Origin of the sequence: uncultured Maribacter sp., from assembly GCF_963975365.1 — a bacterium.
Classification (GTDB): Bacteria; Bacteroidota; Bacteroidia; order Flavobacteriales; family Flavobacteriaceae; genus Maribacter.
This window is the reverse complement of the sequence record NZ_CAXBGF010000001.1, coordinates 455949-469439: the sequence shown is the minus strand read 5'-3', so window position 1 is coordinate 469439 and position 13491 is coordinate 455949. Positions and strand designations below refer to the sequence as shown.

10 protein-coding genes are annotated in these 13491 nt (G+C 35.7%); 3 read left to right on the top strand and 7 right to left on the bottom strand.

Going from position 1 to position 13491, the window contains the following annotated elements:
• Positions 1-3 precede the first annotated feature (3 nt).
• The 7 genes from gldM to AACZ49_RS02070 all read right to left on the bottom strand — a co-directional run bounded on the left by gldM (position 4) and on the right by AACZ49_RS02070 (position 10044).
• A complete protein-coding gene (gene gldM, locus AACZ49_RS02100; protein WP_339651080.1) occupies positions 4-1563 on the bottom strand; it encodes a gliding motility protein GldM in 1560 nt (519 codons plus the stop codon).
• Positions 1564-1620: 57 nt separating this feature from the next.
• Positions 1621-2277 (bottom strand): gliding motility protein GldL, encoded by a 657-nt coding sequence (gldL, locus tag AACZ49_RS02095; RefSeq protein ID WP_339651078.1) that lies wholly within the window; start codon positions 2275-2277, stop codon positions 1621-1623.
• A gap of 83 nt (positions 2278-2360) precedes the next feature.
• Positions 2361-3725: a gliding motility lipoprotein GldK gene (gene gldK, locus AACZ49_RS02090; protein ID WP_339651077.1), complete on the bottom strand. Its 1365-nt coding sequence runs from the start codon at positions 3723-3725 to the stop codon at positions 2361-2363.
• A 120-nt stretch (positions 3726-3845) separates the two neighbouring features.
• Positions 3846-5003, bottom strand: coding sequence for a formimidoylglutamase (locus AACZ49_RS02085; protein WP_339651074.1), 1158 nt, complete (start codon positions 5001-5003; stop codon positions 3846-3848).
• A gap of 58 nt (positions 5004-5061) precedes the next feature.
• On the bottom strand, positions 5062-7551 hold the full coding sequence (gene topA, locus AACZ49_RS02080) for a type I DNA topoisomerase (RefSeq protein WP_339651072.1): 2490 nt from the start codon (positions 7549-7551) through the stop codon (positions 5062-5064).
• 418 nt (positions 7552-7969) lie between these two features.
• Complete coding sequence (locus AACZ49_RS02075; protein ID WP_339651070.1) at positions 7970-9241, bottom strand: hypothetical protein; 1272 nt, start codon at positions 9239-9241, stop codon at positions 7970-7972.
• 74 nt (positions 9242-9315) lie between these two features.
• Positions 9316-10044 (bottom strand): hypothetical protein, encoded by a 729-nt coding sequence (locus AACZ49_RS02070; RefSeq protein WP_339651069.1) that lies wholly within the window; start codon positions 10042-10044, stop codon positions 9316-9318.
• Positions 10045-10194: 150 nt separating this feature from the next.
• Between AACZ49_RS02070 and miaB the strand changes: the two genes are divergently transcribed.
• From miaB to AACZ49_RS02055, 3 genes are read left to right on the top strand one after another with little or no spacing between them, the layout of a single operon-like run.
• Positions 10195-11640: a tRNA (N6-isopentenyl adenosine(37)-C2)-methylthiotransferase MiaB gene (gene miaB, locus AACZ49_RS02065; RefSeq protein ID WP_339651067.1), complete on the top strand. Its 1446-nt coding sequence runs from the start codon at positions 10195-10197 to the stop codon at positions 11638-11640.
• A gap of 19 nt (positions 11641-11659) precedes the next feature.
• Positions 11660-12946, top strand: a complete 1287-nt coding sequence (locus AACZ49_RS02060; RefSeq protein WP_339651066.1) for a sigma-54 dependent transcriptional regulator — start codon at positions 11660-11662, stop codon at positions 12944-12946.
• A 20-nt stretch (positions 12947-12966) separates the two neighbouring features.
• Entirely contained in the window at positions 12967-13488 is a 522-nt protein-coding gene (locus AACZ49_RS02055; RefSeq protein WP_339651064.1) for an LptE family protein, read from the top strand.
• Positions 13489-13491 lie beyond the last annotated feature (3 nt).

Genomic DNA, 13491 nt, shown 5'->3' with positions numbered 1-13491 from the left:
ATTTTAGTTTGTAATCTCCACAACTACAGGAGATACTTTCTTCAACTTGTAACTTTTATTATTTGTGATATAAGCTTCTATATCAAATATTTGAACGACATCTCCTCTTTTAGCACGATCCAAAGCTGCTTTAGCTTTACCATCCATTTTATTTCCTCTTACAGAAACAGTTGGTTGACCTGGTACTTTGAATTTGAAACCGCTTACTTCAAGATTCAAATCAAAATCGAAATCTTCTAAACCAGCACCTATAGTAGCTATTTCAACATTCCTTTTTGGAAGTTTCAAACTACCTGTTTGCTTACTGATACTACCTTCTGGTCTTGGAATATCTTTAATTCTGAATTCTAATGATGACCCAACCGGCTCACCATCTGGTAATGTACCCGAAGCCTTAATAGTCACTGTTCTACCAGTACCCGGGTTCATAACATACTTACTACCACCTATTGACTTTAAACCTGGTGCAGAAGCATTTACTTTATTATTTGCAATACCTGGTATAGAAATCGACATTGGATTTGATACCCCACGGTAAACAACATTCATCTTATCAGCTGCGATTAAAGCGCCACCTGGCTTAGATATAGTTGCGAATGAATTGTTAACCTCTACAGGAATTTCTTCACCATCTTGCTTAAAGTAGATAGTACCTTTTACTTCATGATCACCGGCAGCACCAGAACCAATTAGCATTTTAACTCCTCCAGCTTCTAATTTATAATCAGAACCTTCTGAAAGTTTTCTGCCGTCTAACGTTAATTCAGCTCTTACTGGTGTAGAAGAATTATCGGTTTTACTTATGATAATCTTACCATCGTACTTCTCACCTGTATAGTAAGCAGATTTAGTCGCTGTAAGTGATGTCGCAAAATTCTTTAAAGAAACCTGACTTGTTAATTCACCTTCTAACATAGATTTCAAAGCCGCTTCTTCCGTAACTTTTACATCTGCTTGAAGCGCAGTTAACTTTGCCAATGATGCTACTAAAGGATACCCTTCATAATGATAGTTGATCCAATCTTGCTTTGTACCATCTGTCTTGTCCACTTTACCTTCTTCATTTCCTGTTTGAAAACGATTTACAACAGAAGCTTTCAAAGAAGCTGGTACAATTGCAGCTACTTGATCTCTATACTCCGTAAGTCTTTTCATGAATTCCTTTCCGCCTTCAGAAAGATTATCACCTTGAAAGAACTTTTGATCTAAGAAATCTGACATATCCATTCTTGCATAATCCTTAGGATTTTCAAGACCTTCAGTCATTCCAGTTTTAAGCGACTCTAAATAATCATAATATTCTTGAGACATTGCTTTAATCTGTTGAGCATTCTTGTACAGCTTTTCATATTTAGCTGCATCCTCGGATGCTTTAGTTTCCAGACTACCTAAGAACGCTTCGTTACTTGCGGTTGTCATTGCGTTTGAAGTCTCTAACTTTTCATTCATTATACCGAATGCAGCTAATACTTCTTTACTCATGTTTAATGCCAGCATTGCGATGAAGATCAAATACATTAAGTTGACCATCTTCTGCCGTGGTGAATTTTTTCCTCCTGCCATGGATTTATTTTTTTAGATTTTAATTAATAATTGACTTGGGTTTTATTAAAATCCAATTTAGTTTTTACTCATTGCAGACAACATACCGCCATAAACACCATTCAATGAAGAAAGGTTAGTTGACAATGATGCCATTTGATCTTTAAGAGCACTTGCATTTTGCACTACTTCTTCGTTTACAGAAGCTTGTCTGCTAGCACTTTCCAATTGTACTTTATAAAGACTGTTCAAAGACTCCATTTGATTGGCAGCTTGAACCATTTCATTTGAATACTTCTTAGTAGATTCCATTGCATCTACTGTTGGAGCGATACCTTTAGCGGCACCTTCAAAGTTTTTAATGCTAGAACCTAAACTCTCCATAAGACTTGCATCCACACCAGCTTCTTTTAACAAATCGTCTAATTTCTTGGATAAAGATGCTTCTGCTTCTTTTATTTCAGCAGCTTGTCCTTTTTTAGGAGCAGATTTTCCTTCAGCGCCAGCTAATTCTGGGTAAACTAATGACCAATCTAAATCTTCATCTACTGGTTCGAATGCACTGATCGCAAATATAAGAGCCTCTGTAATAAGACCTATCGCTAGAAGAATACCTCCGTTTAAAGGTCCTAACTCCCAGTGAAGAATTTTGAATAATGCACCAATAATTACAACTGATGCTCCTAGACCGTAGGCCATGTTAAATAATTTTTTTGTGGATTTTGACTGTGCCATGATTTTAATTTAATTAAGGTTTAATAAAAAAGATTTGGTTAAAATTTAATTTCAACTTATTATAAAACTGATTATACTATTATTTATTGTGTAGAATCTTCCTCGCCCATATAATCTTGAACTGTTCTGAATCCTATGTAACTACGAGCAGAATCTGCGTATTCGTAATCTCTAGTACTTACTTGTAAGAAGTAAGCTACATCTTTCCAAGAACCACCTCTAATAACTTTTCTAGTGTTCGATTGATCACCGCCATTAGGGTTCATAGTTGATACATAATCATATGCGCTTGGATCATAACTTGAATTTGTCCATTCAGAAACATTACCGGCCATATTATACATATTAAAGTCATTTGGCTCATAAGATTTCGCTTCTACCGTATATAGTGCGGCATCTGCGGCATAATCACCACGTTGTGGTTTAAAATTAGCCATAAAACAACCTGTATCACTGATTACGTAAGGTCCACCCCAAGGGTATGTTCCACCTTCAATACCACCTCTAGCGGCATATTCCCATTCTGCTTCGGTAGGAAGTCTAAATTGATTAACGAACTGCTTACCTCTACTTTTGTTATCATCATTCTTGTACTTAGTTCTCCAATTACAAAATGCTTTTGCTTGTTGCCAAGTGATACCTACTACAGGATATTCACTGTATGCATCGTGCCAGAAATAGTCGTTGTGCATTGGCTCGTTATACGAATAAGAGAAATCTCTGATCCATACAGTTGTATCTGGATAAATTTCCACTTCTTCTGTGCGAATAAACTCCTTACGGCTTTTATTACCCTTTGTAGAAGCGCGTGCTGCTGCTTCAATATCCATCCAATTGTACTTGAACTTTAATTTCTTAACATCTATAGTGCGTTGACCGTTATAAGATTCCTCTTCAGACAAATAGATAGAATCCATTATTTCAGTATAATACTCATCTGGATAGTCTGATGTATTCCAGACCAATTCCTCATCCTTACTCAAAGCTCTACCTTCGTAACCGGTTTCGCCCATTCCAGAATAATTATCTAGCATATACTTATCATAAACAGATGCTCTAGTGGTATCTGCATCTTTAAATGCATAATCACCAATACCGCCTTCTTCAGGGCCAATACCCAAATCATCTGCTAATCTTGCCAAATTGGTTCTTACGATAGAATCCTTTACCCATTCTACAAATTGACGATACTCACTATTTGTGATTTCTGTGTCGTCCATGTAAAAAGAACGTACAGTAACCGTTTTGGTCGGTGCGTTCAATAATTTTGCCTGGTCTTCTTCACTCTTACCCATAATGAAAGAACCTCTTGGGATAAGTTCCATTCCATATGGTTTTTCCGGGTACCACTTTTTTCCCTGGACACCGGTTAGCTCTCCTTTAGTCTTTGACCCACAACTGGTGAGTAAAAAAACAAACGCTATAGAGGATAACAATAGCTTCTTCATACTTTAGGTTAAATTTCGATTATGGTTAAACTCAGAATACAATGATTTATTCTAACATCTAAAACTATGTTTTATATAAAATATTGTATAAAAGCCTTTAATGCTTTAAAATTATTCTTGTTAATTAAAGCCTTTCTTATAAGCCTTAAACCACCTTTCAGGAATGCTTTGATTACAGGCATCTAAATAATCCTTCTCGGTGCAAGGTAATAACGCAGGTGTATGGCCTTTAGTATGTGAAGTAAAAATTGATGGGACTTCTACCCACCATCTTTCTGTTAATAAACTTTTGTAGAACACTAATTCTTCATCTTCGCTAGGCACATTGTACTTTACAAAGTCTTCAGTTTTAGCGTATGGAGATTCTTGAATTCTGTAATTGATACCTTCTATAAAATACCATATTATTTGTGCTATTAATTGCTGGGACTGCGCGGTGTTTTCCATCTCATACAAGCCAAAAACAGAAACCTTATCGCTTATACCGGCATATCTCGCAATGGCACATATTTCGCGACCGTCAAAACCATTGGGCGAAAAATTGCCTGAAAATGACATTTCACTTGCTTTAACAGACCGTAAATCTAAACTTACCATATGCGCATTTCTTAGTACAGGTTCGGCCAAAGAAATATCATTCGCAACTTCACCAAGTCGATATGCATCAAAAAATAAACGCTCCATTAAATCTATTTCTTCTTGAGCGTTGAAATAGCTTTGATAACCAATATTTGAAAAATTAAAAAGATTATTGGGTTTATCGGTAATAATCTTACTCATATAAGAATGAGAAGATACAATTTCATCTTCGATACCAAAATCGAATCGACTATCTACAGCAACAAGATTGATCATATCCTTAATACCATCAAAAGCTCTATAGGCAGGGTACGTAAGATCCTGGGTAGCACCAAGTATAATTGGGACAATATTCTCCTCTAACAAACCTGCAACTATTTCTTTTACGACAAAATAGGTATCATCTACCGTAGCACCTTCTTCTATATCACCTAAATCTATTATGGTACCGTTCCAATTACCGATTAACAGCTTGTAGAATTGTAATCGAATACCAGAGACATCTAACTTCTCATGCTTTTTTTCATAGGCATTTCTAGACTCCTTAACACCTAAAAGAGCCACAGTGGCATTGGCTAAAACAGGCAACCCGTCCTTTTCAGTATGGATATAGGTGTTTTTACCAATAGACTGACTAGGCAGTAACTCATTATGGGCCAATACTTTGTCCGACACTGGAACTAAAAAATCAAAGGCCATTTATACGTGGTTTAGGTATCATGAACATATTATACTGGTCTTTCGACCTAAAAATATATTACTTTTTTGATTTAGGTTTAGCTTTTACCTTTTTCTTTGGTGTTTTTTTCTCTATCAACTTCTGAGCTTCTTCCAATGACATTTTGGTTACATCGACAGTCTTTGCCAATTCTACCTTAATCTTGCCTTTTAGAATATTATGGCGTCCCCATCGTGCTTTTTCGATACGTATACCTTCTTCTTCCCAGTTTTGAACGACCTTATCTATTTCCTTTTGTTTCTTGGTTTCGATAAGTTCAATGATATCCTCATTTGATAGATTATCATAGTCATACTTTTTATTGACATTAATGAACATTCCGTTCCATTTAATGAACGGCCCAAATCTACCGACTCCTTTAGTCACTTCTTTTTCTTCATACATTGCAACAGGTGCATCGGCCTTCTGCTTTGCAACAATTAACTCAATTGCCCTATCCATTTCAATTTCAAAGGCACTTTCCCCTTTATCCATTGAAATAAATTTTTCTCCAAATTTTACGTAAGGTCCAAATCTACCGACATTCGCTAAAATCTCTTCTCCTTCATAAACCCCCAGTTTTCTTGGTAACTTAAACAGGTCCATAGCCTCTTCATAGGTAATGGTATTCAATGACTGCTCTGGCAACAAACTTGCAAAAGTTGGTTTCTCTTCATCATCAACAGTTCCGACTTGTACCATAGGACCGAATCTTCCCAAACGTACCGAGACCTGCTTTCCACTTTTAGGATCTACCCCTAATACTCTTTCCCCGCTGGCTCGATCCGCATTTTCTTCTACATCTACTACATTTGGATGAAAATCCTTATAAAAATTTTTCATCATTTTCTTCCAATCTTCATCACCGGAAGCTATTTCGTCAAAATCCTCTTCAACCTGAGCTGTAAAGTTATAGTCTAAAATATTAGCGAAATTAGTCACCAAGAAATCGGTAACGATCATTCCAATATCAGTAGGCACCATTTTACCTTTGTCTGAACCTACATTTTCTGTTAGATTCTTTTCCTTAATTTTATTTGATTCTAAGATTAATTGTTGATACTTACGCTCAGTACCTTCAATAGTACCTTTTTCAACATAACCTCTATTAAGAATAGTAGAAATAGTAGGCGCATATGTCGATGGTCTACCAATACCTAACTCTTCTAATTTTTTAACCAAAGATGCTTCTGTAAATCGGTAAGGAGGTCTGGTAAAACGCTCGGTAGCTGAAATATAGTTATTCAATAAAGACTCTCCTTCTTTCATTGCAGGCAACATTCCTTCTTGCTCTTCTGCCACATCTTCATCATCTACACCTTCCATGTAAACTTTTAAGAAACCATCAAATTTTATTACCTCACCGTTTGCAGTAAATTCTTCTTTATGCTTATTCGTTTTAATTTTTACATTGGTACGCTCTAGTTGGGCATCGCTCATTTGCGATGCAACTGTACGTTTCCAAATTAAATCGTACAATTTAGATTGATCTCGCTCTAACGAAGGAGATTGATTGGTCATCTCAGTAGGCCTAATAGCTTCATGCGCCTCTTGAGCTCCTTTAGATTTACCTGTGAAATTTCTAGTATGACTATATTTTTCACCATAATTCTTAACAATAGCCTCTTTTGCAGCCGTCAAAGCTTCATTGGATAAGTTTACACTATCCGTTCTCATATAGGTGATTAAACCAGCTTCATATAATCGTTGTGCCACTTGCATGGTTCTACCTACAGAAAAATATAATTTTCTTGAAGCCTCTTGTTGCAGTGTAGAGGTTGTAAATGGTGCAGATGGTGACTTTTTAGCCGGTTTTTTATCTAATTTACTTACTGAAAACTCAGCAGATATATTTTTCTCTAAAAAGGCTTTGGCTTCTTTTTCCGTATCGAAAGTTTTATTCAACTTGGCCGAAAAAACACTTCCTTCCTCAGTTTGAAATTCAGCGGCAATCTTAAAAGATGCTTGTGGCTCAAAACTTTCAATATCTCGTTCACGCTCAACAATAAGGCGAACTGCTACAGATTGAACACGCCCAGCAGAAAGACCTGGCTTAATTTTTTTCCATAAAACAGGAGATAGTTGATACCCAACCAAACGATCAAGAACACGTCTTGCTTGTTGGGCATTTACCAAATTGAAATTGATTTCCCTAGGGTTTTCAATTGCTTTTTGAATGGCTGCCTTTGTAACGGAGTTAAAGACTATACGCTTTGTCTTCTTCTTATTTAAACCTAGTTCTTCTGCCAAGTGCCAAGAAATTGCTTCCCCCTCTCGATCCTCATCACTCGCGAGCCAGATAGTCTCCGCTTTATCAGCTAGCGTCTTTAGTTTTTTGACCAGAACCTGCTTATCCTTGTCAACTATATACTTTGGGGTGAAATCGTTCTCGACATCTACTCCCAACTCATTTGAAGGCAGATCAGCAATGTGACCAAAGCTCGATTCAACCTTAAAATCTTTTCCCAAAAACTTCTCTATAGTTTTGGCCTTTGCAGGGGACTCAACAATTACTAAATTTTTCGCCATCAACCTTGTTTATGCTTACAAATGTATACTAAAAATTAAACTTTAAAATTTGAAACATCTATTTCTTCCTGTAATTTATTAGAAGAAAGCACTTCAAATCATTATTTCACCACAATTTAAAAAATCACTTAAGTTAGTTTCAAATACAGATTATTTATTTATTTGATTGTATTGTAATGGTCACTTACAGTCCCTTCTTACTTTGAAACACTACTTCTCAAATTCAATTGCAGCTGCAATTGCAAATCCCATTCTTCAATCATTACAATAGCCTAAAAATAAGAATAGAAAATTTTCGCATAAAGTGTGTCCTTATCTATATCTATTAGAATGAAATTTTACAATCTTAAGTAACGTAATCTCAAATAAAAAAGGAAGCTAAAATTAGCTTCCTTTTTTATTAAATCATCTTATAACTTTATAATTCAAAAGTACTCAAGAGTCGAATATCATTATCTATATATTCGTACTGATATAAGATTCTGTCTCCGATCATTAGAAGTGATGATGTCAACGGTATTACATCATATGCAATAATATCTTCAAAAGTATTTATTAAAGAAATATTAGGCGCATCGCTCTTATTATATACTTTTAAACCCGCCTCACCGTCACATATAAAAAGTGTATCGCCTTTAATTCCTAAACCATTTGGGCCATTCATCGGATAAATAACTTTTAACTCCGGATTTTTCAAATTAGAAATATCTATCACGTACAATCCACTTTCTGTATTTCCACAAAATCCGCCACCTTTTAGAGTGACATAAGCATAATTACCATCAACCACCACGGGATCGCAAGCCGTACCATGTCTAAATTCTGAAATGAATTCAGGCTTTTCAGGATTTTTTATATCATAGATATACATACCTTGCGAACCACCTATAAATAGAATATCACCTTGATTGTATATGGTTTCAATATCCCAAGCTACTTGCACATCATCTAAAACTATGGGTTCCTCTAGATTAGAAATATCAAAAATATTGATATCGCTGTAGTCTACCACATATAAATAATTACCGATTATTTTAAAACGAGCCAAGGAACCACCCTGCCCTGTTGAGGGTTGTGGCGATCCGCTATCACTTTCTATTGAATTAAATGCAAAATCACATGCCATGCAGTCAAACCGTTTTTCATAATCAGCAACCGCCCTTCGTTCTGTTTTCACTTCCCATCCAACAACAATATCCTTATCATAATCGATATCATCATATTCGTAAAAATCAGCCTGAGGGTACTCGATATTTGAAAGCCAAACATCATTGTTATATATAGCATTAACTATTCGATTTGATAGTGTAATATTATTTATATCTGAAATATCAAAAATAACCAAGTCACCATAACTATCAGCATATAACTTATCGTCTTTTATAGAAACATCATAATTACCCTCAAGCTTAATAAATGCAATACTTTCAGGCGATGATGGATTTTGATTGTTGATTACGTGAAAACCTAGATTTACATCATTTATAAAAATATAATTCTGATAAGTGTAAATTTTACCAGATGAAACAATTGGTATAGGATCAACGATATCTACTGCTTCAGCCTTAAACGAAATAGCATCTTGCAAAATAGGTCGCGCTACCAAATAGTCTTCATACGGCCCATCATCATCGCAGGAAATAAAGGTTGATACTAATATATTTAACAACAAAAAAACATTCTTTCTCATGGTTTGCAATTTAACTGGTTATGATCAATAGATGAGAAATAAAACTTTTAGTTGCGTAGGCTTGTTTATAAAACCTACTCCATCTCATTGAAACCCACACCATCTTTATACATATAATAGGTAGGCACTTTACTTAGCATAGCGGTAAAAAGCACCCCTACACAGCATAACAGAAAGCCTAATTCAGCCACGACACCTGTCACCAAGACCAATCCGAAAATAACAAGCCAATTTTTATTTCCAAGCGTAAAACTTGCCTTTACCATTTCTAATGGCGAAAGTTCTTCTGAAAAAGCCAAGAAAGCTGGTATTAATGAAAGAGGAACCATTACATAAATGAGACCAATACCACAAGCAAGAAGTCCGAGAATGGCTAATCCGAAGGTATACAGTGCTAGTATAAAAACCTTCCCTAAACGCCCTTCTTTAAAAAAATAGAAATAATCGTCACCCGATTCTTCACCTAAATCTTTTTGTCTACAAATCTTTAAGAATGCTGCATTTAAAGCCAAAGCAAAGGTTGAGACACCGATTGCAATTACTGGTGTAAGAATACCTATTGCCATAGTGACCATCAGCGGCAACTCATTATTTTGAATAGCCTCTGGATCCGTTATACCAGCAGCTATCATTGGTATATAAAGAATGATATAAAATGGCAGAATAGTAACGAAGGTCAGCAACAATATTATGAAGCCTTGCAGCCATACTTTTTTAAACAAATCAAACGATTTACTGAATATATCTCCAAAAGATAAATCTACATTTGATTTTATACGTTCTGTAATGGTTTCTAAATTCATAACTAAGGGTGGTTATATTTTAATATAAAACTAAATAATATTTACTGGTAAAGCCCAAACATTACCTAAAAAATCATGTCATCTTGTCATATATTTGATTATAGTAGTATCTTTGCCAACCAAATATTTTATTGCAACGTATTACACAAAATGGAGAAAACCATAGACGAAAATGTGCAGGGCACCACTTTGGCGGTTGAAGGAAAAGAGACTAACAAACGTAATTTATATATAGAGAGCTATGGCTGCGCCATGAATTTCGCAGATAGTGAAATTGTTGCATCCATATTAGCAACCGAAGGTTTTAACACAACCCAAACTTTAGAGGATGCCGATTTAATTCTTGTAAACACATGCTCTATTAGAGATAAAGCCGAACAGACGATACGAAAACGGCTAACCGAATATAATAAGGTAAAAAAATCTAGACCACATTTAAAGGTAGGAGTATTGGGCTGTATGGCAGAACGTTTGAAAGACAAACTCTTAGACGAGGAAAAAATTGTAGATATGGTCGTTGGTCCAGATGCCTATAAAGATTTGCCCAACCTAATTAAAGAAGTCGATTCTGGTAGAGATGCCGTTAATGTTATTTTATCTAAAGATGAAACCTATGGAGATATTGCTCCTGTAAGACTAAACACAAACGGCGTTACCGCCTTTGTTTCAATTACTAGAGGTTGCGATAACATGTGTACCTTTTGTGTAGTTCCATTTACTAGAGGTCGCGAACGAAGCAGAGACCCACAGTCAATTTTAAAAGAAGTAAATGAACTTGAGAGAAAAGGATTTAAAGAAATTACACTTCTAGGACAAAATGTAGACAGCTATTTATGGTATGGCGGCGGACTCAAGAAAAATTATGAGAATGCATCTGAAATGCAGAAAGCTACAGCTACCAGTTTTTCAAAACTTCTAGAAACGGTTGCGTTAGCGCATCCAAAAATGCGAATCAGGTTTTCCACATCTAATCCTCAAGACATGACTTTAGATGTAATTGAAACAATGGCCAACCATAAAAATATCTGCAACCATATTCATTTACCCGTACAAAGTGGTAGTAATCGCATTTTAAAGGAAATGAACAGACTACATACCATTGAAGAATATTTTGAACTGATTGATAATATTAGACAGATTCTTCCTGATTGTTCCATCTCTCAAGATATCATCAGTGGTTTTCCAACAGAGACCGAAGAAGACCATGCCGCTACTTTAAAAGCATTGGAATATGTGAAGTATGATTTTGGCTATATGTATGCTTATTCTGAAAGACCGGGCACCTTGGCCGGAAGAAAGATGGATGATGATGTTCCTGAAAAAACCAAGAAGAGACGTTTATCAGAAATCATAGCTTTACAACGCCAACACTGCCAGTTTAGAACAGAAAAGCACGTTGGAAAGGTTCAAGAGGTTTTAATCGAAGGAACATCTAAAAAATCTGAAGACGAATGGATGGGAAGAAACTCTCAAAGCACGGTTGTAGTATTTCCTAAAGAAAATTACAAAGTTGGTGATTTTGTAAATGTTCAAATAAACGATTGTACTTCGGCAACCTTAAAAGGTATCGCCCTAGGATATTCAGACAATAATTAATTTTATAGCACCATTTAATATGGAAAGCATACAAAACATAAAACAGCGTTTTGAAATTATAGGACAAGATCCAAAACTTAATCGAGCTTTGGAAAAAGCCATGCAGGTGGCTCCTACCGATATTTCGGTTTTGGTAACGGGTGAAAGTGGCGTTGGTAAAGAAGCCATACCTAAAATTATCCATTCCTTATCCCATAGAAAGCATGCTAAATATATTGCCGTAAACTGCGGTGCTATACCAGAAGGCACAATAGACAGCGAGCTTTTTGGTCATGAAAAAGGAGCATTTACTGGTGCTACCCAAACTAGAAGCGGTTATTTTGAAGTTGCTGATGGTGGCACCATTTTTTTAGATGAAGTAGGTGAATTACCCTTAACTACACAAGTTCGACTATTGAGGGTTTTAGAAAATGGTGAATTTTTAAAAGTTGGCTCTTCTCAAGTTCAAAAAACAGATGTGCGTATTGTGGCAGCTACCAATGTAAATATGTTCGAGGCCATTAAAAAAGAACGTTTTCGTGAAGACCTATATTATCGTTTAAGTACGGTAGAAATTAATATTCCACCATTGAGGGAGCGTTCTGAGGATATTCACTTACTTTTTAGAAAATTTGCTTCCGATTTTAGTCAGAAATACAAAATGCCGACGATTCGATTAGATGACCAAGCTGTCTCCCTTTTAAAAAAATACAGATGGCCAGGTAACATCCGTCAGTTGCGAAATATAGCAGAGCAAATTTCTGTACTTGAGGAAAACAGAGCAATAACTGCAGCAACGCTTAATGGTTACCTCCCAAATAACACAACTAGTAATTTGCCGGCAGTAGTATCGAATTCTAAATCCGATAGTGATTTTAGTAATGAAAGAGAGATTCTTTACAAGGTGTTATTCGATATGAAGGGCGACCTCAACGACCTCAAAAAATTAACGATGGAACTCTTGAAGAACAATGACTCACAAAAAGTTCAAAAAGACAATGAAAACCTAATTCGTAAAATTTATGGAAACGAAGATGAAGAAGATATTGAAATGGAACAAGAAACTCAAGAAGAGTCTAACATGAAACTGTTGCATTTACCAGAATCTAAACAGGAAGATGCATCATACATTCAAGATTCTTACGAGGATAAGTACCATTTTGCTGAAGAAATTCAAGAAGAAGAAACCCTATCTTTACAGGAGAAAGAAGTGGAACTGATAAAAAAATCACTTGAGCGTAATCGCGGTAAAAGAAAAGCGGCTGCTTCAGAATTAGGGATTTCCGAAAGAACACTTTACCGTAAAATAAAACAATACGATCTTTAACAAAAATGAACTCCATTTCAATGGGATACGTTAAAAAAATATTAATTTTCATACTACCTATAATCATGTTTATGGGTTGTGGTGTTTATAATTTTACCGGTGGCAATGTTGGCGATGCCAAAACTTTTCAGGTTAATTATTTCCAGAATTACGCTACCCAAAGTCCGGGTTCAACATTCGAACCTGGTGTTGATCGAGATTTCACACTGGCATTGCAGGATAGAATTTTGAATCAAACAAGCTTAGACCTTGTAACCTCTGGCAATCCAGACTTACTGTATGAAGGTGAGATAACTGAATATAAAATTTCACCAATGTCCGCAACGGCAAATCAAACTGCTGCCCAAAACAGATTATCTATGCGTGTAAAAGTTAGATTTTACAATCGATTAAAGGAAGATGCAGCATTTGATCAGAGTTTTTCATTCTTTTATGATTATCCTGCAGACACTCAGTTGGCCTCTATTAAAAGTGAGGCTCATGAAATAATATTCGAAAGACTTACACAAGATATTTTCAACGCCTCATTGGCAGATTGGTAATCA